Raw genomic sequence first — 20,819 nt, 5'->3', positions numbered from 1 at the left:
TAGCCACCCGCCGGCCGTCGCGCTCAGGGCCGAACGACGTGCGCCCCATTAAGACCCATTAAGGATAGATGCTGGGGCTCCGCCTTACATGCCTTTAACGGCGTAGATACCGGGGGCGTTGCGCCAGTAACCCTTGTAATCCATACCGTAACCGAACACGTACCGATCGACACAGCTGAGCCCGACGTAATCGGCCTTCAGATCCGGACGGGCCTTGCGCTGGTGATCTTTGTCGACCAATACCGCCGTATGCACGGCAGCTGCACCGGCATGACGGCAGAAATCGATGATGGCGCCGAGCGTATGCCCTTCATCCAGAATGTCATCGATGATCAGCACGTCACGGTCAATGAACGAAATCTCCGGTTTGGCCTTCCAGAACAATTCCCCACCGCTCGTCTCGTTGCGATAACGCGTCGCATGCAGATAGGACAGTTCCAGCGGGAAGTTCAGTTTGGGAACCAGTTTGCCGGAGAAGATCAGCCCGCCATTCATCACGCAGAACACCACGGGATTGCGCTCGGCCAGCTCACTATTGATCGTTGCGGCCATCGCATCGATCGCCGCTTCAACCTCGGCTTCAGGATATAGACAATCGGCTTCGGCCATGATCTGGCGGATGTGTGCAAGATCGACGGACATGACGATGCTCCAAGACAGTTTGGGGAGGAAGCAGCTCGGTCAGCCGCCCAACAAAATAAAGGGCGCGACGATACCGATGCCGCCATGGACAGGGCAAGTCCCGCTTGACTCATTAATAGCCGCTTACACCCCGATGCATTAATCTACGCCGGTTTATTCGACCGCCGGAGCCGCCCATGACCATTCGAGAGATCCGCCATCCGCTTATTCGCCACAAACTTGGATTGATGCGCCGCGCAGATATCAGCACCAAGAACTTCCGCGAACTGGCGCAAGAGGTCGGCTCGATCCTTACGTACGAAGCGACTCGCGATCTACCGCTGGAGAATTACAGCATCGACGGCTGGTGTGGCCCGGTCCAGGTCGAAAAGATTTCCGGCAAGAAGATCACCGTCGTACCGATCCTGCGTGCAGGTATCGGCATGCTCGATGGGGTGCTCAGCTTGATTCCCGGAGCGAAGGTCAGCGCGGTAGGCATCGCACGCAACGAGGAGACCTTACAGGCCCATACCTATCTGGAACGCCTGGTAGACGATCTTGATCAGCGACTGGCGATGATCATTGATCCGATGCTGGCAACGGGCGGATCCATGGTCGCCGCGATCGATATGCTGAAAAAGGCCGGGTGCAAGGAAATTCGCGCACTGGTGCTGGTCGCGGCCCCCGAAGGTATCGCGGCTGTCGAGAAAGCACACCCGGATGTCATCATTTATACCGCATCGATTGATGATCGCCTGGACGAAAACGGCTACATCATGCCCGGCCTGGGCGACGCGGGAGACAAGATCTTCGGCACCAAGCAGAAGGACATCTGAGCATGCCGCAACCCATGGAAGAGTCGCTCGGACGCCAGGTGCTGGCCGGTGCGCAGATGCTGTTCGTGGCCTTCGGCGCCCTGGTGCTGATGCCGCTGATCACCGGCATGGATCCCAACGTCGCCTTGTTTACGGCCGGTATCGGCACCCTCCTGTTCCAACTGGTCACCAAGCGTCAGGTACCGGTTTTCCTCGCTTCGAGTTTCGCCTTCATCGCCCCGATCATCGCCGCCAAGGGCGACTTCGGTCTGCCTGCGGTGCTCGGCGGCGTGGTAGCGGCGGGTGTCGTCTACATGGTGCTCGGCTTCGCGGTCCGTCTCAAGGGGCCCGGGTTCATCGACCGGCTGCTGCCACCGGTTGTAATTGCACCCGTGATCATTTCTATCGGCCTCGCCCTGTCGCCTGTCGCGGTGAACATGGCGATGGGTAAGGCCGGCGACGGCAGCGCCCAACTGGTGCCGTACGAAACGGCGATGATGATCTCGATGCCCGCCTTGCTGACCACGCTGCTCGTGGCCGTCCTCGGCAAAGGATTGTTCCGGCTGGTGCCGATCCTGGCAGGCGTCGCGGTGGGTTATGGCCTGTCGTTCGCCTTCGGCGTGGTGGATACGGCCGGTATCGCCTCGGCGCCCTGGCTGGCCGTGCCGAACTTCGTCACACCGGAGTTTCATTGGGGTGCGATCCTGTTCATGGTACCGGTCGCGTTGGCCCCGGCGATCGAGCATATCGGCGGCGTCGTGGCAATCGGTGGCGTCACCGGCAACAACTTCATCAAGAAGCCCGGCCTGCATCGCACCCTGCTGGGCGATGGTCTTGCAACGTCGGCTGCGGGCCTCTTCGGCGGCCCGCCCAACACCACCTACGCCGAGGTGACCGGCGCGGTCATGCTGACCAAGAACTACAACCCGAAAATCATGACCTGGGCAGCGATCTTTGCCATCGTGCTGGCGTTCATCGGCAAATTCGGCGCGGGACTGTTGAGCATCCCGGTGCCGGTGATGGGTGGCATTCTCTGCCTGCTGTTCGGCTCGATCGCCGTGGTCGGCCTAAGCACGTTGATCCGCCATCAAGTAGACCTGGCAGAAGCACGCAACCTCATCATCGTGTCGGTGACGTTGGTGTTCGGCATCGGCGGCATGGCCTTCGGGTATGGGGAATTCACCCTGTCCGGCATCTCCCTGTGCGCGATCATCGCGCTGATTCTCAACCTGGTGCTTCCAGGCGGTGAAGGCTGGAAGAATAAGCAGCTCGAAGAAAACAGCTGACGTGCCGTCCGCCAGCGCAGTTTGTGCTGGCGTTTTTCTCTGGAGGTAGATGAGCCCTTTGGAGCCAACGCGGAGCAAGGCGCGTAGACTGCCGCGATGACCTCCGCCATCCCCCACCGCCAATTGCCAGACGACAGCATCAGTTGCTCGACCTGCGCCGCCTGCTGCTGCCGGCTCGAAGTTCTGCTGTTAACCGACACCGGCGTTCCCGAACGCTTCATCGATGAGGACGACTGGGGTGGGCAAGTCATGCGCCGCCTGGATGACGGCTGGTGTGCAGCACTCGATCGGGACAGCATGCGCTGCACCATCTATACCCAACGCCCATTGATCTGTCGGGAGTTCGAGCTAGGCTCGGACGATTGCCTGGAAGAGCGCAAGGGTTCTGCGGCGGCCTATATGGACAATGACTGACGGCGGACCGCGCCGTCAGCCGTCACTTGTCACGGGTTCAGAACGATGCCCGGTAATGCAACGAGTAGCTCTCGATACCGTCGTTGGGGTTTTTGAGCCCAGCGTTGGAATAGTGGATCGCCCGCAGGCCGATTTCGTGGCCATCGGCGAAACGCAACCCCGCACCAAAGCGATCCTCAAACTGGAATGACGAGCCCAGGTCGTTCTTCTCGATCTCGGTGTTTTCGAAGGCCGCGATGCCAACGCCCGCTTCCAGATAAGGCTTCACCGAGTCACCCGCGAACTCATAGACGAAGACCGGCGCCAGCGACAGGCTATGATTGCTGGTCGTTTCGTCACCTTCCCAGTAGGTGTAACCAGCGTCCCAATAGCCTGTGAGCCGACCGACGCTCGTCTGGAACCAGCTGCGATTGAAATCGAACTGCGCGCCAAGACGATAGGTCATGGTCGACTCACCGGTTTGCCCCACGGCAGCGGTTAAATCCAACGCATGGGCGGCAGCCACCTGACCCAGTGAAACAGCCGCAACTGCAGCGAGGGAGATCAGTTTTTTCATTCGGAATTTCCTTATCGAAAAGTTGGCATCGCGTGTTGTTTTTCGAGTATTAACCCAAATACAGAAAGCAGACGCAGCGGGGAGTTCCTAGTCAGGATAGTACGCAACCGCCCCGCTTTCGCCCCAAAGTACCGGTAGTACACTGGCCAATCGGCGAGGATCACCGCTGCTCCAGAAACGCACCGCCGCACCGCCGGCACCCAATTGGTCACGCACCGTCAGTATCGTTTCCAAATGTCGCGCCACCGCCGCCCCGGTATCCACCAAGGTGACCGTCGGCGGAAGCAGCTCGACCAACAGCGGCTTGATGAACGGATAGTGGGTACAACCGAGAATCAGGGTGTCACACCCCTGCTCGATCAGGGGCTGGACGAACCCCAGCAGCAACGAGCGTGTCGCCTCGGCATCGAGCTCTCCGGCTTCAATGCGCTCCACCAGACCAGGACAGGGTTGGGTAATCACGCGCACATCACTGGCAAAGCGGTCCAGCAACGCTGCGAATTTAGCGCTTTTCAATGTACCTGTGGTGGCCAGCACCCCGACAACACCGCTACGGGTGGCCTGCGCGGCCGGTTTGACTGCAGGCTCCATGCCCACCAGCGGCACATCCGGGTACAGCTGGCGAAGTTCGGCGACGCCTGCAGCGGTGGCCGTATTGCAGGCCAACACCAACGCCTTGGCACCCTGTTCCAGAAAGAAGGCCGCGATTGACCGGCAACGTTCGCGAATGAACTCCGGACTTTTTTCGCCATAGGGCACATGACCGCTGTCGGCCAGATAGAGCAACGACTCCTGGGGCAGACGTGCGCGAATCTCGCGCAGCACAGACAGGCCACCGACCCCTGAGTCGAAAACGCCGATCGGCGCGTTGTCAGCCACGGCCGTTACCGCAAACCGCGCAGGCTGGGTCACGCTTGACCTTAAGCTCGCGGAAGCGACTGGTCAGCGCATCGACCAGCAATAGCCGGCCCACCAGCGGCTCACCGAAGCCTGCCAGCAGCTTCAGCGCTTCGAGGGCCTGCAGACTTCCCACCATACCGACCACCGGCCCCAACACGCCCGCCTCGCTACAGGTCAGCTCGGCCTCACTGCCGTGCCCGTAGAGGCAGTGGTAGCAGGGGCTGGTCACGATCCGCGGATCGAAGACCGAGAGCTGCCCCTCGAGACGAATCGCAGCGCCGCTCACCAAGGGTTTCTTCGCCAAGACGCAGGCGGCATTGACGGCCTCCCGCACGGTGAAGTTATCGGTGCAATCGAGCACCAGATCCACTGCCGCTACCGCAACGCCGAGGGTATCGGCGTCCATCGCGGCGCGATGCGATACCAGCTTCGCCAAGGGATTAAGCGCCGATAGCCGCGCGATGACCGAATCCACCTTAAGCATGCCAACCGATGGAGTGTCGTGAACGATCTGCCGTTGCAGATTGGTCAGATCGACACTGTCGAAATCCGCCAGGTGCAATTCCCCGACGCCGGCGGCAGCCAGATAAAGCGCCACGGGCGAACCCAGCCCGCCCAGCCCGACGATCAGTACACGACTCTGCTTGAGCTTCAGCTGGCCATCAATGTCGACCTGTTTCAGCAAGATCTGCCGGCTATAGCGCAGCAGTTCGTCATCGCTCAGCATGTCGCTCTCCTCGACGATAGTCATGGCCGTTGACCCAGACTGATGCGCTCGTGGCCGCCAAGATCCTTGCGACTCTGGATATCGACGAATCCACTTTCGGCGAACAGCCCACGCACTGCCGACGCCTGATCGTAGCCGTGCTCCAACAGCAGCCAACCCTGACAGAGCAGATGGCTCGGCGCGCTCGCGATGATCTGACGAATATCGTCCAGACCGTCATCTCCAGCCACCAAGGCGCTGCTCGGCTCGAAGCGCAGGTCCCCCTTCTGAAGATGCGGGTCATGCGCCGGAATATAGGGCGGGTTACTGACAATGAGTGCAAAACGCTGCCCAGCAAGTGCGGAAAACCACCGACTCTCACGGAACTCGGCGTTATCGAGACGCAAACGCTGGGCATTGCGCGCCGCCAGGTCGACCGCTTCGGTGACGCGATCGACCCCGGTCACCTGCCAAGCTGGTCGTTCATGAGCCAGCGCCAGGGCGATCGCCCCAGTCCCGGTACCTAGATCCAGTATGTCGGCCGGGGTCGGCGGCAATAGCTGCAATGCGGTTTCGACCAGCAGTTCGGTGTCCGGCCTGGGGATCAAGGTATGGGGAGCGACCTCGAGCTCTAGGCTCCAGAAGCCCTGGCGCCCCAGAATGTAGGCCACAGGTTCACCGCGACGACGACGCGCCAGATCAGCGACGAAACGCGCTTCGCTTTCGGCCGGCACTTCTCGCTCGGGCCAGGTACGCAGATAGCTGGCTGGCTTGCCCAGCGCCGCAGCCAGCAGCCATTCGGCATCAAGCTTGCCGGATGGTGAATCCGGCAGAACTGCAGCACGAAGCAATGATTCGATGGTGGCCATGATGGCGCTTCCGTAGGAGCCGGATGGCCGATGCGGCATGCCGGGTTCAAGTCAGTATCGTCAGCGGGTTGCGATCAATCACCTAGCGCCGCCAGCTGGTCCGCCTGGTATTCCTGCAACAACGGCTCGATCACTTGCTCAACCGCGCCGCCAATGACTTCATTGAGCGAATACAGCGTCAGGTTGATGCGGTGATCGGTCACCCGCCCCTGCGGAAAGTTGTAGGTACGGATACGTTCGGAGCGATCGCCCGAGCCGACCAGCAGCTTGCGCGTATCGGAGATTTCCTTGTGCGCGGCACTGTCTTGCACGTCCTGCAGTTTGGCTGCCAGCCACGCCATGGCGCGGGCGCGATTCTTGTGCTGCGAACGCTCTTCCTGGCATTCAACCACGATGCCGCTGGGCATGTGCGTAATGCGCACCGCCGAATCGGTCTTGTTGATATGCTGACCACCGGCGCCGGATGCTCGGTAGGTATCGACGCGCAGATCGGCCGGATTGATCTCGATGGCGATCTGCTCGTCCGGCTCCGGCAGTACCGCAACGGTGCAGGCCGAGGTGTGAATGCGCCCCTGGGATTCGGTTTCCGGGACGCGCTGTACGCGATGCGCGCCGGATTCGAATTTGAGCTTGGCGAACACATTGTCGCCTTCGATGCGCGAGATGACTTCTTTATAGCCGCCGTGCTCGCCAGGGCTTTCGGACAGGATCTCGACACGCCATCCCTGCCGTTCGGCATAGCGCGAATACATCCGGAACAGGTCACCGGAGAAAATCGCCGCCTCGTCGCCGCCGGTACCGGCGCGGATCTCCAGAAAGACGTTGCGCCCGTCCTTCGGATCTTTCGGCAGCAGCATGCGCTGCAACCGAGCTTCGATCTCTTCGAGCTTTGCGCGGGCTTCAGTAACCTCTTCCTCGGCCATTTCACGAACGTCCGGGTCGTTGTCCTTGAGCAAGGCCTGCGCGCCTTCGAGATCGGATTGCATCTTGAGGAATTCGCGGTAGGTGGCGATGACCGGTTCAACCTCGGCGTATTCGCGCGAGTAGGCGCGAAAGCGCGTTTGATCGCTGATCACTTCCGCGTCGCCAAGCAACGCCGTCAGCTCTTCGAAGCGGTCCTGCAGAATGTCGAGTTTGTTGAGCAGCGACGCTTTCATGATTTGTCCGTGCTGTCCTGCAAGGCGAAGAGCTCCTGCACGATGTTCAGAGCCTCTCCACGCCCTTCGGCGGAAAGTTTTTTCAGCTGAACGCTGGGCGCGTGCAGCAGCTTGTTGGTCAGCCCACGAGCCAGTTGAGCCAGCGCATCCTCGGGCGTGACGCCATTGGCCAGCAACCGCTGAGCCTTGAGCATCTCTTCGTCGCGAATGCGTTCGGCGTGCTGTCGGTAGGCCTTGAGCACATCCACGGCTGCCAACTCACGCAGCCGCGCCATGAAGTCATCGGTACCGGCCGCGACCAGCTCCTCGGCGGCCTGGGCCGCACCCTGGCGACTCTTGAGGTTTTCCGCAACCACCTCGTGTAGATCGTCGACCGTATAGAGGTAGACATCGTCCAGTTCACCGACCTGCGCTTCTATGTCGCGGGGAACCGCAATATCAACCATGAACATCGGCTTGTGCTTGCGCTTCTTCAGCGCCTGTTCCACGGCGCCTTTGCCAAGGATCGGCAACTGACTGGCGGTGGAGCTGATGACGATGTCGCTGTTGTAAAGCTCATGGGGGATATCGGCAAGAAGGATCGCATGGGCGCCGAATTGCTCGGCCAGAATACTGGCACGTTCGAGTGTGCGGTTGGCGACCACGATGCGCTTGACGCCCTGCTCGTGCAGGTGGCGAGCGACCAACGTAATGGTTTCACCTGCGCCGATCAGCAATGCCTGACTGCGATGCAGGTTGGCAAAGATCTGCTTCGCCAGGCTGACGGCCGCAAAGGCTACCGAGACGGGGTTCTCGCCGATGGCGGTATCGGTCCGCACGGTCTTGGCGGTGCTGAAGGTCGCCTGAAACAGACGTCCCAGTAGCGGGCCGACGCTACCGGCTTCGCGCGCAACTGCGTAGGCGGACTTCATCTGTCCGAGAATCTGCGGTTCACCGAGCACCATCGAATCCAGCCCGGAGGCGACACGCATCATGTGCCGCACAGCCTGATCGCCGGTATGAACGTAGGCACAGGCTTTGAGGTCCTCGAGACTCAGGCGGTGATAATTAGCCAGCCACGCCAGCACCGCCTCGGCTTCGATCTGGTCCTGCTCGAGATACAGCTCACTACGATTGCAGGTCGACAGAATGGCCGCCTCGCGCGTTGGCGTGACACGGCACAACTGCTGCAACGCCTCGACCATCTGTTCGGGCGTGAACGCAACACGCTCGCGCACATCCACCGATGCGGTCTTGTGATTGATGCCAAGGGCGATGAAAGCCATGCAGGGTCGCTGATTCGAAAAACGGAGCGCGCGATTCTCCTACTTCGCCTGCTTCAGAACAACCGTTGCCCATCATTGTCTCTACCAGATCGAGCCGCCCGATTCGCCCGACGAGCCAGCCCATGTGCTTGCCTGGCGGCTTGTGTCATCATGCCGCGACCGCAGACCAGCCTTATATTCCCTATGAAAAAACTCCTCGCCATCAGCGCCGTCCTGCTTCTCGGTGGCTGTCAAAGCTTCACGCAGAGCACCTCCGACAGCGGCCCGCCGATCGAGGAGACCACGCCGCAAGCAACAGAAACCAGCCCGAGTGAATATGGTTCGTTCAGCAGCGACACGCTGTACGCATTGCTGGTCGCCGAACTCGCCGGGCAGCGCAATCGCTTCGATATCGCACTGGGCAACTATGTCCAGCAGGCCAACGCGACCCAGGACCCCGGGGTAGCCGAGCGCGGTTTCCGTATCGCCGAATACCTCGGCGCCGATCAGGCGGCGTTGGACACGGCGATGATCTGGGCGACCAACGCACCGGATAATCTCGACGCCCAGCGTGCCGCAGCGGTGCAGCTGGCCCGTGCTGGGCGCTACGAGGAATCGCTGAAATTCATGGAGAAAGTGCTGCAGGGCCAAGGCGATACGCACTTCGACTTCCTTGCCCTGTCAGCCGCCGAAACCGACCCGGATACCCGCACCGGCCTGCTCAAGAGCTTCGACCAGTTACTGGCCAAACACCCTGATAATCCCCAACTGAAATTCGGCAAGGCCGTGCTACTGCAACAGGACGGGCGCCCTGAAGAAGCACTCGCATTGCTCGAAGAGCAACCGGCCAGGGAACAGGAGATCCCTTCGATCCTGCTCCAGGCTCGACTGCTGCAGATGCTTGAACGTGGCAAGGAAGCACTGCCGCTGCTGGAGAAAGGCCTTCGTCAGCACCCCGAAGACAAGCGCCTGCGCCTGACCTATGCACGCCTGCTGGTCGAGCAGGACCGCCTTGACGAAGCCATGGGCGAATTCGCCACGCTGGTCCAACAAAATCCCGGCGACGACGATCTGCGTTTCTCGATGGCTCTGGTGTGCCTCGAAGCGCAAGCCTGGCGCGAGGCGATCGTTTACCTGGAAGAGCTGATCGAGCGCGGCAGCCACCTCGATGCAGCCAATTTCAACCTCGGACGAGCCTATCAGGAGCTGGACAAACCGGAGCAGGCGCTGAACGCGTTCGCCAAGGTCGGGCCTGGTAATGAGTACTTGCCGGCGAAACTCATGCAGGCGGAGCTACTGTTTACCCTCGGCCGTAATCAGGAGGCATCACGTCTGCTGGCCAGCGCCCGGGAAGAGCAGCCCGACTACGCGATTCAACTTTACCTGATCGAAATAGAAGCGCTTTCCGGACAACAGCAAGTCAAAGAAGCCTGGGAGCTGGTCGAACAGGCGCTGGAGCAGTTTCCCGACGACCTCAACCTGCTCTACACCCGAGCCATGATCGCCGAGAAGCGTGGCGACCTGGCCCAGCTGGAGCGAGATTTGCGCTACATCATCGAGCGCGAACCTGACAACGCCATGGCCATCAACGCACTGGGCTATACGCTCGCCGATCGCACCGATCGATACGACGAAGCCCTTGCGCTCATCGAGCAGGCGCACCGGATCAATCCGGATGACGCCGCCATTCTCGACAGTCTCGGCTGGGTCAATTATCGCCTGGGTAATCTCGACGAAGCCGAAACCCAGTTGCGCAAGGCGCATAAGCGCATGCCGGACCATGAAGTCGCCGCCCACCTCGGCGAGGTGCTCTGGGCGTCCGGCGAGCAGCGGGAGGCCAGGGCGATCTGGGCCGAAGCACTGAAGCAGCAACCGGACAGTCAGGTGCTGCGCGAAACCATCAAACGTCTGACAGGCTCGGAGAAACTCTGACACATGAAGCCGATGCGCAACCTGCTGATTCCAGCATTGATCCTGCTGCTTGCTGGCTGCGCCGGTCTCGGCCCGCAGGAATCCGTTGAGGGCCCTGGCAGTGCCGATGACTGGAAGGCCCACAAAGCTCAGATCAGCGAAATCGATGGCTGGCAGATCAACGGCAAGATTGGCATTCGAGCACCCCAGGACTCGGGCAGCGGCACGCTGTTCTGGCTACAGCGCCAGGATTATTTCGACATCCGGCTGTCCGGTCCGCTGGGCCGCGGCGCCACTCGTCTAACCGGTCGCCCTGACGCCGTCGCGCTGGAAGTTGCAGGCCAGGGCCGCTTCGAAGCCGAGTCACCAGAAGCGCTGGTGGAAAGTCAGCTCGGCTGGCAGCTGCCGGTGTCGAACCTGCTCTGGTGGGTGCGCGGCCTTCCCGCCCCGGACAGCCGCAGCCGGGTTGCGCTGGACGCCAATGGGCGTCTCGCCAATCTGCAACAGGACGGCTGGGACGTGCAGTATCTCGGCTACAGCGAGCAAAGCGGCTTCAGCCTGCCGTCACGTATCAAGCTGGCCGGTCGCGACCTGCAGATTACGCTCGTGATCAAGGACTGGCAGCCGCGCCGGCTCGGCCACTGAATGCGCAGGCTGATCTTGCCGGCACCGGCCAAACTCAACCTGATGCTGCACATACTCGGCCGTCGCGACGACGGCTATCACGACCTGCAGACGCTCTTCCAGTTTCTAGACTACGGCGACGAGCTGAGCTTTACGCCTCGGACTGATGGCCAGATCCGCCTGCATCCCGAGCTACCGGGCGTGGCGCATGACGACAACCTGATCGTACGCGCGGCTCGCCTGTTGCAGACCCACAGCGGGTGCAGCCAGGGAGCCGACATCGAACTGATCAAGCGTCTGCCCATGGGTGGCGGCATCGGGGGCGGCAGTTCCGATGCGGCCACCGCCCTGCTCGGCCTCGATCACCTCTGGCGGACCCATCTTGGCGAAGAACGCCTGGCCGAGATCGGCTTGTCGCTTGGAGCCGATGTGCCGGTCTTCGTCAGGGGCCGAGCGGCCTTCGCCGAAGGGATTGGCGAGCGCCTGCAACCGGTCGAATTGAGCGAACCCTGGTTCCTCGTGATCGCCCCGCAAGTCTCTGTTAGTACAGCGGAAATATTTTCCGACCCAGAGTTGACACGCAATACCCCGGCCATTACAGTTCGCAGCCTTCTTGCAGGGGGCGGTCATAACGACTGTCAGCCGGTGGTCGAGAGGCGTTACCCAGAGGTTCGTAACGCTTTGAGCTTGTTGAACAAATTTGTTCCAGCAAGGATGACCGGCACTGGAGCTTGTGTGTTTGGGAGCTTCCCAAACAAAGGTGAGGCTGATAGAGTTTGCCGCCAACTTCCAGCCGATTTACCAGCTTTCGTAGCACAAGGCCGCAACATTTCGATGCTGCACCGAAGGCTTGCGCAGCTGACGCAGGAAGTGAGTGATTAGAGGTTGTACGCTGTAGGGGCGTCGCCAAGCGGTAAGGCACCAGGTTTTGATCCTGGCATGCGTTGGTTCGAATCCAGCCGCCCCTGCCATAACCTTTCGAGGTTGCTACAGCCAGACGATCGCTTTCAGGGTTACATCTACAGGGGCGTCGCCAAGCGGTAAGGCACCAGGTTTTGATCCTGGCATGCGTTGGTTCGAATCCAGCCGCCCCTGCCAAACATCACGAGAGCTGTTCAAAACGCCTGGCCTTTTGAACAGCTTTTTGTTTCATCGGATCCACCCTCAGGCAGGTACTGCGCGTGTCCAAGATGATGGTCTTCACGGGGAACGCCAACCCCGACCTGGCCCGGCGTGTTGTACGTCAGCTGCACATCCCTCTCGGTGACGCCTACGTCGGTAAATTCTCCGACGGCGAAATCAGTGTCGAGATCAATGAGAACGTTCGTGGTAAGGACGTCTTCCTGATTCAGCCGACCTGTGCCCCCACCAATGACAACCTGATGGAACTGGTCGTGATGGCTGATGCCTTCCGCCGCTCCTCCGCCACCCGCATTACCGCTGTCATTCCCTACTTTGGTTACGCCCGTCAGGATCGCCGTCCGCGCTCCGCACGTGTGCCGATCAGCGCCAAGGTCGTGGCCGACATGCTCGATGTGGTGGGCGTCAACCGCGTCCTCACCGTTGACCTGCATGCCGATCAGATCCAGGGTTTCTTCGATTTGCCCGTGGACAACATCTACGGTTCGCCGGTCCTGGTCGATGACATCCAGGCCCAGCGCTTCGAGAACTTGATGATCGTTTCCCCCGACATTGGTGGTGTAGTGCGTGCTCGCGCCGTCGCCAAGTCGCTGGGTGTGGATCTGGCGATCATCGACAAGCGTCGCCCGAAGGCCAACCAGTCCGAAGTGATGCACATCATCGGTGATATCGAAGGTCGTACCTGCATCCTCGTCGATGACATGGTCGATACCGCGGGCACCCTGTGCCACGCCGCAACTGCCCTGAAAGATCATGGCGCTGCCAAGGTCTTCGCGTATTGCACTCACCCGATTCTGTCCGGTCGCGCCATCGAGAATATCGAAGGCTCTGTCCTCGACGAACTGGTGGTGACCAATACCATTCCGCTGTCCGCAGCGGCGCAAGCCTGTACCCGTATTCGCCAATTGGACATCGCGCCAATGGTGGCTGAGGCGGTTCGCCGTATCAGCAATGCTGAATCGATCAGCGCGATGTTCCGCTAAGCCGAAAGCTTAGCCCTTCGCGCAGAACGAAAATGTGCCCCGCCCCGTGCGGGGCTTTTTGCCCAACCGCCCGGTAGTGCTGGTCGCAAGCACTTCGGGCGTGTTGTTATCCTGGAGAAACACAATGACTGATTTCACTCTGAATGCCCAAGTGCGTTCCGACCTGGGGAAAGGTGCGAGCCGCCGCCTGCGTCGTAATGCCAACCTCGTTCCGGCCGTCATCTACGGTGGCGACAAAGCCCCGCAGTCCATCAGCCTGCTGCTGAAAGACGTAACCAAGCTGCTCGAAACCGAAGCTTCTTTCAGCCACGTGCTGACCCTGAACGTCGATGGCCAGAACGAGTCTGTTCTGATCAAGGCGCTGCAGCGTCATCCGGCCAAAGGCTTCGTTCTGCACGCTGACTTCGTCCGCGTTGTTGCTGGTCACAAGCTGACCGCTACCGTTCCGCTGCACTTCATCAACCAGGAGTCCTCGGTTGGCGTGAAGCAGCAGGGCGGCGAAATCCTGCACAACATCAACGAAGTGGAAGTTTCCTGCCTGCCGCAGGATCTGCCGGAGTTCATCGAGGTCGACATGGCCAAGGTTGAAGTCGGTCAGGTACTGCACATGACCGACCTCAAGCTGCCGAAAGGCGTTGAGCTGGTTTCCCTGGCACACGGCAGCGACCTGCCGGTTGCCAACGTTCACGCTCCGCGCGTGAGCAAGGAAGACACTCCGAAAGAAGAAGGCGCTGCCGAGTAATCCGCTCGCTAGCATCTGAGGAAGGGCCTCTGTCGTGACTGCCGTCAAACTGATCGTCGGCCTGGGTAATCCAGGCCCTGAATACGACCAGACCCGGCATAACGCAGGGGCCCTTTTCGTTGAGCGTCTGGCCGCCCACAAAGGTGCCAACCTCAGCGTGGATCGCAAGTATTTCGGCCTGGTCGGCAAGTTTCGCCACCAGGACGAAGATGTCCGCCTGTTGATTCCCACCACCTTCATGAACCGCAGCGGCCAGGCGGTGGCGGCACTGGCCGGATTTTTCCGAATTCCTCCCGAGTCCATCCTGGTCGCCCATGATGAACTCGACATGCCCCCAGGCATCGCCAAGCTCAAGCAGGGCGGCGGCCATGGCGGGCACAACGGGCTGCGCGACATCATCGCCAAGCTCGGCAATCAGAACAATTTCTACCGCCTGCGTCTGGGCATCGGTCATCCCGGCCACAGCAGCCTGGTGACCGGCTATGTGCTGGGCCGAGCGCCCCAGGCCGAGCGCGAAAAGCTGGACGCCAGCATCGATTTCGCGCTCGACGTGCTGCCCGAAATTCTGGCGGGTGATTGGACGCGAGCGATGCAGCGCCTGCACAGCCAGAAGGCCTGATCGAACTCGACGCAGGGGTGCAAGACAAAGGCAACGGCGGCGCGGAAGGCCTGCATTACAGCGCATCACGAAGCCGTTTAACGCAGTTTGGCAACGCCGGTAGCGCATCCGCTGCCAGCCAATACCGAGGCAAAACACCATGGGATTCAATTGCGGCATCGTCGGTCTGCCCAACGTCGGCAAGTCCACCCTGTTCAACGCGCTGACCAAATCCGGTATCGCTGCGGAAAACTTCCCCTTCTGCACCATCGAGCCGAACAGCGGCATCGTACCGATGCCCGATCCGCGTCTGCAGGCCCTGGCTGACATCGTCAAACCCGAGCGCATCCTGCCGACCACCATGGAATTCGTCGACATCGCCGGCCTCGTCGAAGGCGCTTCGAAAGGTGAAGGTCTGGGCAACAAGTTTCTCGCCAATATTCGCGAGACCGATGCCATCGCTCACGTAGTGCGCTGCTTCGAGGACGAAAACGTGATTCACGTCTCCAACTCGGTCGATCCCAAGCGTGACATCGAGATCATCGAGCTCGAACTGATCTTCGCTGACCTCGACAGCTGCGAAAAGCAGCTGCAGCGCGTCACCCGCAACGCCAAGGGCGGCGACAAGGAAGCCGTGGCGCAAAAGGCGTTGCTAGAGAAGCTGATCCCCCACTTCACCGAAGGCAAGCCGGCCCGCACCTTGTTGAAGAAGCTCGGCGACGATGAGATTCAACTGGCCAAGGGCTTCCACCTGCTGACCAGCAAGCCGGTCATGTACATCGCCAACGTTGCCGAGGATGGCTTCGAAAACAACCCGCACCTGGACGTGGTCAATGCCATCGCCGCCGAAGAGGGTGCCGTCGTGGTACCGGTGTGCAACAAGATCGAAGCGGAAATTGCCGAACTGGACGATGGCGAGGAAAAGGACATGTTCCTCGAATCCCTCGGCCTGGAAGAGCCCGGTTTGAATCGTGTGATTCGCGCAGGGTACGAGCTGCTCAACCTGCAAACCTACTTCACTGCTGGCGTGAAGGAAGTGCGTGCCTGGACCGTCAAGGTTGGCGCCACGGCTCCCCAAGGCGCCGGCGTGATCCATACGGACTTCGAGAAAGGCTTCATCCGCGCCGAAGTGATCGCCTACAACGACTTCATCCAATACAAGGGCGAAGCCGGCGCCAAGGAAGCCGGCAAATGGCGCCTGGAAGGCAAGGAATACATCATCAAGGACGGCGACGTGATGCACTTCCGCTTCAACGTCTGATTTAGATCCTGGCGGATCTTGATGAACCCAAACGCTTGAGGAACGCCGTTGGCCGAGCCAAACCAGCCGGCTCGGCGGCTCGGCGCTGCGCCGTGAGCCCCGCGGCGTAACCGAAGAGTTCCGCATCGGCGGCCGCAATGCTTATCGCACAGCAACTGACCGCCACGCCTCCCACCCCGCTCGCTTTCTGATGAATACAGCGAGCCAGTAGATCCTTGCCGGTACCGATTCGCCACGGATCAGCAGCGCAATCGGCGGCCTTGCCAGATCAACATTATCACGATGCTGCCACGATCCGGGATCGATAGACGCCTTGGTTCGATGCCCAGCGGGCTGTGCTCTTCCTTGGCGAAGGCCAGCACATTGTTATTCCTTAACGATCTATAAATGTTCTTAAACAATATTTTTAAGAATATCTCAGCACCCTCTACTATCCGTTCCACGCCTCGCTGGCTACGGCCGTTCGGCCGTCACGAAAGGCTTCACGGAGAACAGAAATGACCGCGACCATTCCCAACATCGAGGGGCAGGACGAAGCCAGCATCCTGCGCGAGATCCACAGCGCCCTGCACGGCCTCAAGTTCGGCTCGGTGGAAATCACTGTGCACAACGGCGAGGTCGTGCAGATCGAGCGCAAGGAGAAATTCCGCCTGCAGCCGAACAACAAGACCACCTGACCATTTCATAACCCCGATTCATCAGCCCGACTGGACCACCGGAGGGCGTGACCATGACGAGCCAAGACCATGAACACGCACCGGTACTGCAGCTATCACCCGCCGCGAATGCGGAGCTGAAAGCCCCGAAACCGAATTCAGTAACAGCCAAAAGCACATTCGATCTGTTTTCAGGAGCTGCACCATGTCCATTCGACGTTTCGCTCTCGCCGCCCTGGCGAGCGTGCTGACTGGCGGCCACGCGCTGGCCGCCGATACCTTGCTCAACGTGTCTTACGACCCGACACGCGAGTTCTATGTGGAATTCAACAAAGCCTTCAACAAGCACTGGCAGACCCAGGGCCACGAGCCGATCAAGGTTCAGCAGTCCCATGGCGGCTCGGGCAAGCAGGCCCGCGCCGTCATCGATGGTTTGCGAGCCGACGCGGTGACCCTCGCATTGGCTGGCGATATTGATGAGCTGCATCGCCTCGGCAAGCTGATCCCCGCGGACTGGCAGTCCCGCCTGCCGGACGCCAGCACGCCCTACACCTCGACCATTGTGTTTCTTGTGCGCAAGGGCAATCCGAAAGCCATCAAGGACTGGGATGACCTGGTCAAGCCGGGCGTCGAGGTGATTACGCCGAACCCGAAAACCTCGGGCGGTGCGCGCTGGAATTTCCTCGCCGCTTGGGCCTATGCGCAGCAGAAATACGGCACTGAGAAAAAGGCGCAGGAATTCGTCGGCACGCTGTACCGGAACGTGCCGGTACTGGACACCGGCGCCCGCGGCTCTACCGTCACCTTCGTCAACAACGGCATCGGCGACGTGCTGCTGGCGTGGGAGAACGAGGCTTTCCTGGCATTGAAGGAACAGGGCGGGGAGAACTTCGAAATCATCGCGCCGTCTCTGTCGATCCTCGCTGAACCGCCAGTGGCAGTGGTCGACAAGAACGTCGAGCGCAAGGGCACGCGGGAAGTGGCCGAGGCCTACCTGAACTACCTGTACAGCGAGGAAGGCCAGCGTATCGCGGCGAAGAACTTCTACCGGCCGCGCAATGAGAACGTCGCGGCCGAGTTCAAGGATCAGTTCCCGGCGCTGAAGCTGGTCACCATCGACGAGGACTTCGGCGGCTGGAAAATCGCACAGCCGAAGTTCTTCAATGATGGTGGGATCTTCGACCAGATCTATCAGGCGAACTGAAGCTGCTGCGCTTGCTCATACTGCGTTGAAGACCGGCTCGGGCCTGCTCATTTACAGCTCGTAAACTCCGCGGCCCTGGCCTGTCTTCGCCTTGTCTGAGCTGCGCTCGCGACGCTTCAGCCGAAACATTGCTCCCCGCGAGGCGTCGACGGTGGAAGTAAAAAGCGACTTCCACCCTACGCGGCTCAGCAGAATTCCTCGACAGAACAAGGCCGACCATGTCCCGTCCGACTCCCCCCGTCATACCCGGCTTCGGGCTGACGCTGGGCTACACCCTGGTGTACCTCAGTCTGTTGGTGCTGATTCCCCTGGGTGCGCTGTTTCTCAAGACCACCGAACTCAGCTGGGCACAGTTCATCGCCATCATCAGCGCCCCGCGCGTGCTGGCGGCGCTCAAGCTCAGCTTCGTCACCGCCTTCGCCGCCGCCGTGCTCAACGGCATTATCGGCACGCTGCTGGCCTGGGTGCTGGTGCGCTATCGATTTCCCGGACGCAAGATCATCGAGGCGATGATCGACCTGCCGTTCGCCCTGCCCACCGCGGTGGCCGGCATCGCATTGACCGCGCTGTATGCGCCGAACGGGCCGATCGGTCAGTTCGCCACGCAGCTGGGCTTCAAGATTGCCTACGCCCCGTTGGGCATCACCTTGGCGCTGACTTTCGTCACCCTGCCCTTCGTGGTGCGCACAGTCCAGCCGGTGCTAGCCGACATTCCCCGTGAAGTGGAAGAAGCTGCGGCCTGCCTCGGCGCCAAGCCGCTGCAGGTGGTTCGCCATGTGCTGCTGCCGGCGCTGCTGCCCGCCTGGCTGACCGGCTTCGCCCTGGCGTTTGCCCGCGGCGTTGGCGAGTACGGTTCGGTGATCTTCATCGCCGGCAATATGCCGATGAAGACCGAAATCCTGCCGCTGCTGATCATGGTCAAGCTGGACCAGTACGACTACGCCGGCGCCACCGCCATTGGCGTGCTGATGCTGGTGGTGTCGTTCGTCCTGCTGCTGCTCATCAACCTGTTGCAGCGCCGCATTGCGCGTTCGTGAAGAGGCCACCGACATGACTTCCGCTTCCCTAACGGTGACTGCAAATAACACCGCCAATGCAACGCGCCGCGGCAGCGCTCTCGGCCGGCGGCTGCTGATCTTTGCCGCCTGGCTGGTCTTCGCGCTCTTCCTCTTGCTGCCCTTGCTGGTCGTCATCAGCGAGGCGTTGAAGCAAGGCTTCGGCACCTTCTTCAGTGCGATATTCGAGCCCGACGCCCTCGCCGCACTCAAGCTGACCTTGCTCGCCGTAGGCATCTCGGTGCCGCTGAACCTGCTGTTCGGCGTCGCCGCCGCCTGGTGCGTGAGCAAATACGAGTTTCGCGGCAAGAGCCTGCTGGTCACCCTGATCGACCTACCGTTCTCGGTCTCCCCGGTGATTGCCGGCCTGATCTACGTGCTCCTATTCGGCGCCCAGGGCTACTTCGGTGAATGGCTGAGTGATCGCGACATCCAGATCATCTTCGCCGTGCCCGGCATCGTGCTGGCGACGCTGTTCGTTACCGTGCCTTTCGTTGCCCGGGAGTTGATTCCGCTGATGCAGGAGCAGGGCAGCACCGAAGAGGAAGCCGCGCGGCTGCTCGGCGCCAGCGGCTGGCAGATGTTCTGGCACATCACCCTGCCGAACATCAAATGGGGCCTGATCTACGGCGTGGTGCTCTGTACCGCACGGGCGATGGGCGAGTTCGGCGCGGTGTCGGTGGTCTCCGGGCACATCCGCGGACTGACCAACACGCTGCCGCTGCACGTCGAGATTCTCTACAACGAATACAACCATGTCGCCGCGTTCAGCGTGGCCAGCCTGCTGCTGGGCCTGGCGCTGGTGATCCTGCTGCTCAAGCAGTGGAGCGAGTCGCGCATCGCCCGCCTGCACGCCAACGCCGAGGAATGACCATGTCGATCGAAATCAGCAACATCAACAAGCGCTTCGGCCAGTTCCAGGCATTGAACGCCATCAACCTGCACATCCAGAGCGGCGAGCTGGTCGCCCTGCTCGGCCCGTCCGGCTGCGGCAAGACCACCCTGCTACGCATCATCGCGGGGCTGGAGACGCCGGACAGCGGCAGCATCGTGTTCCACGGCGAGGATGTCTCCAGCCGTGACGTGCGCGACCGCAACGTCGGTTTCGTCTTCCAGCACTACGCGCTGTTCCGCCACATGACGGTATTCGACAACGTCGCCTTCGGCCTGCGCATGAAGCCAAAGAAGCAGCGTCCAAGCGACGCGGTGATCGCCGAGAAGGTGCACGAGCTGCTCGGCCTGGTGCAGCTCGACTGGCTGGCCGACCGTTACCCCGAGCAGCTCTCCGGTGGCCAGCGCCAGCGCATCGCCCTGGCCCGTGCGCTGGCGGTCGAGCCTAAAGTGCTGCTGCTCGACGAGCCGTTCGGCGCGTTGGACGCCAAAGTGCGCAAGGAACTGCGCCGCTGGCTGGCCCGCCTGCACGAGGATGTGCACCTCACCTCGGTGTTCGTGACCCACGATCAGGAGGAGGCGATGGAGGTCGCCGACCGCATCGTGGTGATGAACAAAGGCGTGATCGAGCAGATCGGCACGCCGGCGGAGGTCTATGCCAATCCGGCCAGCGATTTCGTCTATCACTTTCTCGGCGACGCCAATCGCCTGCAGCTGGACGATCAGCGCAGCGTGCTGTTCCGCCCGCACGAGATTTACCTGAGTTCGTCCGCCGGAGAGGGTTATTACGCAGGCGAGGTTCGGGACGTGCGTCCGCTTGGTGCGCTCACACGAGTAACGGTCAGGGTCGCCAACCAGACCGAGCCGGTCGAGGCCGAAGTGGGTAGAGACCACGCCAGCCTTGTCGACCTGCGCCGTGGCGAAACGCTGTACTTCAAGCCGAGCCAGAACTCATTCGATAGGGCAGCCCTCATGGAAGGAAATGCGTAGGCGGCGATGTCAGCTACGCTAAGTACGCGCATGATCGATCTTCGTGATCGTTCTAAGCGCAACAGTGCGGCAGTGCCTTAACGCCGGATCAAGCAGCTCGGGCGGGGCCATAAAAGGTCGATCAGGTGAGGGGATGCATACGGCCTGGTTCGTCACGGCCCGACGGGCAGCGCAGCCTTGTTAGCCAGAACTATCT

The 20,819-nt window shown here is 61.0% G+C and carries 22 protein-coding genes, 2 tRNA genes and 1 pseudogene; 17 read left to right on the top strand and 8 right to left on the bottom strand.

Features of this window, described 5'->3' with window-relative positions:
- Positions 1 to 84: 84 nt before the first annotated feature.
- Positions 85 to 642 (bottom strand): hypoxanthine-guanine phosphoribosyltransferase, encoded by a 558-nt coding sequence (locus MCB86_RS15745; protein WP_239611440.1) that lies wholly within the window; start codon positions 640 to 642, stop codon positions 85 to 87.
- 176 nt (positions 643 to 818) lie between these two features.
- On the opposite strand from MCB86_RS15745, the gene upp reads away from it, so the two are divergent.
- The 3 genes from upp to MCB86_RS15730 all read left to right on the top strand — a co-directional run bounded on the left by upp (position 819) and on the right by MCB86_RS15730 (position 3,136).
- A complete protein-coding gene (gene upp, locus MCB86_RS15740) occupies positions 819 to 1,457 on the top strand; it encodes a uracil phosphoribosyltransferase (RefSeq protein WP_045163346.1) in 639 nt (212 codons plus the stop codon).
- A 2-nt stretch (positions 1,458 to 1,459) separates the two neighbouring features.
- Positions 1,460 to 2,722 carry a uracil-xanthine permease family protein gene (locus MCB86_RS15735; RefSeq protein ID WP_045163347.1) on the top strand — a complete coding sequence of 421 codons (1,263 nt, stop codon included), beginning with the start codon at positions 1,460 to 1,462 and terminating at the stop codon, positions 2,720 to 2,722.
- 96 nt (positions 2,723 to 2,818) lie between these two features.
- Entirely contained in the window at positions 2,819 to 3,136 is a 318-nt protein-coding gene (locus MCB86_RS15730; RefSeq protein ID WP_045163348.1) for a YkgJ family cysteine cluster protein, read from the top strand.
- A 37-nt stretch (positions 3,137 to 3,173) separates the two neighbouring features.
- Here the strand turns inward: MCB86_RS15730 and MCB86_RS15725 are convergent, their stop codons facing one another.
- The 6 genes from MCB86_RS15725 to hemA form a co-directional block, all read right to left on the bottom strand.
- Positions 3,174 to 3,692, bottom strand: coding sequence for an acyloxyacyl hydrolase (locus MCB86_RS15725; protein ID WP_239611439.1), 519 nt, complete (start codon positions 3,690 to 3,692; stop codon positions 3,174 to 3,176).
- A gap of 87 nt (positions 3,693 to 3,779) precedes the next feature.
- Positions 3,780 to 4,571 carry a glutamate racemase gene (gene murI, locus MCB86_RS15720; protein ID WP_045163350.1) on the bottom strand — a complete coding sequence of 264 codons (792 nt, stop codon included), beginning with the start codon at positions 4,569 to 4,571 and terminating at the stop codon, positions 3,780 to 3,782.
- On the bottom strand, positions 4,564 to 5,319 hold the full coding sequence (locus tag MCB86_RS15715; RefSeq protein WP_239611604.1) for a molybdopterin-synthase adenylyltransferase MoeB: 756 nt from the start codon (positions 5,317 to 5,319) through the stop codon (positions 4,564 to 4,566). The genes murI and MCB86_RS15715 overlap by 8 nt, the downstream gene beginning before the upstream one ends.
- 20 nt (positions 5,320 to 5,339) lie before the next feature.
- A complete protein-coding gene (prmC, locus tag MCB86_RS15710; protein WP_239611438.1) occupies positions 5,340 to 6,167 on the bottom strand; it encodes a peptide chain release factor N(5)-glutamine methyltransferase in 828 nt (275 codons plus the stop codon).
- A 74-nt stretch (positions 6,168 to 6,241) separates the two neighbouring features.
- On the bottom strand, positions 6,242 to 7,324 hold the full coding sequence (gene prfA / locus MCB86_RS15705; RefSeq protein WP_045163353.1) for a peptide chain release factor 1: 1,083 nt from the start codon (positions 7,322 to 7,324) through the stop codon (positions 6,242 to 6,244).
- A complete protein-coding gene (gene hemA, locus MCB86_RS15700; RefSeq protein ID WP_045163354.1) occupies positions 7,321 to 8,589 on the bottom strand; it encodes a glutamyl-tRNA reductase in 1,269 nt (422 codons plus the stop codon). Before hemA ends, prfA begins: the two co-directional genes overlap by 4 nt.
- Before the next feature lie 183 nt (positions 8,590 to 8,772).
- Here hemA and MCB86_RS15695 point away from each other — a divergent pair, with 183 nt between their 5' ends.
- The 9 genes from MCB86_RS15695 (at position 8,773) to ychF (ending at position 15,827) form a co-directional block, all read left to right on the top strand.
- A complete protein-coding gene (locus MCB86_RS15695; protein ID WP_239611437.1) occupies positions 8,773 to 10,500 on the top strand; it encodes a tetratricopeptide repeat protein in 1,728 nt (575 codons plus the stop codon).
- A gap of 3 nt (positions 10,501 to 10,503) precedes the next feature.
- Positions 10,504 to 11,124: a lipoprotein insertase outer membrane protein LolB gene (lolB, locus tag MCB86_RS15690; RefSeq protein WP_239611436.1), complete on the top strand. Its 621-nt coding sequence runs from the start codon at positions 10,504 to 10,506 to the stop codon at positions 11,122 to 11,124.
- Complete coding sequence (gene ispE / locus MCB86_RS15685; RefSeq protein ID WP_239611435.1) at positions 11,125 to 11,985, top strand: 4-(cytidine 5'-diphospho)-2-C-methyl-D-erythritol kinase; 861 nt, start codon at positions 11,125 to 11,127, stop codon at positions 11,983 to 11,985.
- 14 nt (positions 11,986 to 11,999) lie between these two features.
- Positions 12,000 to 12,074: transfer RNA gene (locus MCB86_RS15680), tRNA-Gln, on the top strand.
- Positions 12,075 to 12,126: 52 nt separating this feature from the next.
- Positions 12,127 to 12,201 (top strand) — tRNA-Gln (locus MCB86_RS15675).
- Positions 12,202 to 12,284: 83 nt separating this feature from the next.
- Positions 12,285 to 13,226: a ribose-phosphate pyrophosphokinase gene (locus tag MCB86_RS15670; RefSeq protein WP_025242805.1), complete on the top strand. Its 942-nt coding sequence runs from the start codon at positions 12,285 to 12,287 to the stop codon at positions 13,224 to 13,226.
- Between the two features lie 124 nt (positions 13,227 to 13,350).
- Positions 13,351 to 13,968: a 50S ribosomal protein L25/general stress protein Ctc gene (locus tag MCB86_RS15665; RefSeq protein ID WP_239611434.1), complete on the top strand. Its 618-nt coding sequence runs from the start codon at positions 13,351 to 13,353 to the stop codon at positions 13,966 to 13,968.
- Between the two features lie 34 nt (positions 13,969 to 14,002).
- Entirely contained in the window at positions 14,003 to 14,587 is a 585-nt protein-coding gene (gene pth / locus MCB86_RS15660) for an aminoacyl-tRNA hydrolase (protein WP_045163359.1), read from the top strand.
- Positions 14,588 to 14,726: 139 nt separating this feature from the next.
- A complete protein-coding gene (gene ychF, locus MCB86_RS15655) occupies positions 14,727 to 15,827 on the top strand; it encodes a redox-regulated ATPase YchF (RefSeq protein ID WP_239611433.1) in 1,101 nt (366 codons plus the stop codon).
- 44 nt (positions 15,828 to 15,871) lie between these two features.
- Here ychF and MCB86_RS15650 read toward each other — a convergent pair.
- Positions 15,872 to 16,133 (bottom strand): annotated as a pseudogene (locus MCB86_RS15650) (sigma 54-interacting transcriptional regulator); the annotation flags it as partial.
- A 191-nt stretch (positions 16,134 to 16,324) separates the two neighbouring features.
- Between MCB86_RS15650 and oscA the strand changes: the two are divergent.
- The 5 genes from oscA to MCB86_RS15625 all read left to right on the top strand — a co-directional run bounded on the left by oscA (position 16,325) and on the right by MCB86_RS15625 (position 20,623).
- Positions 16,325 to 16,504, top strand: a complete 180-nt coding sequence (gene oscA, locus MCB86_RS15645; protein ID WP_239611432.1) for a sulfur starvation response protein OscA — start codon at positions 16,325 to 16,327, stop codon at positions 16,502 to 16,504.
- Between the two features lie 184 nt (positions 16,505 to 16,688).
- Positions 16,689 to 17,687 carry a sulfate ABC transporter substrate-binding protein gene (locus MCB86_RS15640; protein WP_239611431.1) on the top strand — a complete coding sequence of 333 codons (999 nt, stop codon included), beginning with the start codon at positions 16,689 to 16,691 and terminating at the stop codon, positions 17,685 to 17,687.
- A 218-nt stretch (positions 17,688 to 17,905) separates the two neighbouring features.
- Complete coding sequence (gene cysT, locus MCB86_RS15635) at positions 17,906 to 18,724, top strand: sulfate ABC transporter permease subunit CysT (RefSeq protein WP_239611430.1); 819 nt, start codon at positions 17,906 to 17,908, stop codon at positions 18,722 to 18,724.
- Positions 18,725 to 18,737: 13 nt separating this feature from the next.
- Positions 18,738 to 19,613 (top strand): sulfate ABC transporter permease subunit CysW, encoded by an 876-nt coding sequence (cysW, locus tag MCB86_RS15630; RefSeq protein ID WP_239611429.1) that lies wholly within the window; start codon positions 18,738 to 18,740, stop codon positions 19,611 to 19,613.
- Between the two features lie 2 nt (positions 19,614 to 19,615).
- Positions 19,616 to 20,623, top strand: coding sequence for a sulfate ABC transporter ATP-binding protein (locus MCB86_RS15625; RefSeq protein ID WP_239611428.1), 1,008 nt, complete (start codon positions 19,616 to 19,618; stop codon positions 20,621 to 20,623).
- The last annotated feature ends 196 nt before the right edge of the window (positions 20,624 to 20,819 follow it).

Origin of the sequence: Pseudomonas sp. KSR10, assembly GCF_022355455.1 — a bacterium.
Classification (GTDB): domain Bacteria; phylum Pseudomonadota; class Gammaproteobacteria; order Pseudomonadales; family Pseudomonadaceae; genus Stutzerimonas; species Stutzerimonas stutzeri_E.
This window is presented reverse-complemented; position numbering and strand designations above follow the sequence as displayed.

Coding starts and splice junctions, on each gene's coding strand:
- MCB86_RS15745 (WP_239611440.1), bottom strand. CDS start 642: ATGTCCGTCGATCTTGCACACATCCGCCAGATCATGGCCGAAGCCGAT.
- upp (WP_045163346.1), top strand. CDS start 819: ATGACCATTCGAGAGATCCGCCATCCGCTTATTCGCCACAAACTTGGA.
- MCB86_RS15735 (WP_045163347.1), top strand. CDS start 1,460: ATGCCGCAACCCATGGAAGAGTCGCTCGGACGCCAGGTGCTGGCCGGT.
- MCB86_RS15730 (WP_045163348.1), top strand. CDS start 2,819: ATGACCTCCGCCATCCCCCACCGCCAATTGCCAGACGACAGCATCAGT.
- MCB86_RS15725 (WP_239611439.1), bottom strand. CDS start 3,692: ATGAAAAAACTGATCTCCCTCGCTGCAGTTGCGGCTGTTTCACTGGGT.
- MCB86_RS15715 (WP_239611604.1), bottom strand. CDS start 5,319: ATGCTGAGCGATGACGAACTGCTGCGCTATAGCCGGCAGATCTTGCTG.
- prmC (WP_239611438.1), bottom strand. CDS start 6,167: ATGGCCACCATCGAATCATTGCTTCGTGCTGCAGTTCTGCCGGATTCA.
- prfA (WP_045163353.1), bottom strand. CDS start 7,324: ATGAAAGCGTCGCTGCTCAACAAACTCGACATTCTGCAGGACCGCTTC.
- hemA (WP_045163354.1), bottom strand. CDS start 8,589: ATGGCTTTCATCGCCCTTGGCATCAATCACAAGACCGCATCGGTGGAT.
- MCB86_RS15695 (WP_239611437.1), top strand. CDS start 8,773: ATGAAAAAACTCCTCGCCATCAGCGCCGTCCTGCTTCTCGGTGGCTGT.
- lolB (WP_239611436.1), top strand. CDS start 10,504: ATGAAGCCGATGCGCAACCTGCTGATTCCAGCATTGATCCTGCTGCTT.
- ispE (WP_239611435.1), top strand. CDS start 11,125: ATGCGCAGGCTGATCTTGCCGGCACCGGCCAAACTCAACCTGATGCTG.
- MCB86_RS15665 (WP_239611434.1), top strand. CDS start 13,351: ATGACTGATTTCACTCTGAATGCCCAAGTGCGTTCCGACCTGGGGAAA.
- ychF (WP_239611433.1), top strand. CDS start 14,727: ATGGGATTCAATTGCGGCATCGTCGGTCTGCCCAACGTCGGCAAGTCC.
- oscA (WP_239611432.1), top strand. CDS start 16,325: ATGACCGCGACCATTCCCAACATCGAGGGGCAGGACGAAGCCAGCATC.
- MCB86_RS15640 (WP_239611431.1), top strand. CDS start 16,689: ATGTCCATTCGACGTTTCGCTCTCGCCGCCCTGGCGAGCGTGCTGACT.
- cysT (WP_239611430.1), top strand. CDS start 17,906: ATGTCCCGTCCGACTCCCCCCGTCATACCCGGCTTCGGGCTGACGCTG.
- cysW (WP_239611429.1), top strand. CDS start 18,738: ATGACTTCCGCTTCCCTAACGGTGACTGCAAATAACACCGCCAATGCA.
- MCB86_RS15625 (WP_239611428.1), top strand. CDS start 19,616: ATGTCGATCGAAATCAGCAACATCAACAAGCGCTTCGGCCAGTTCCAG.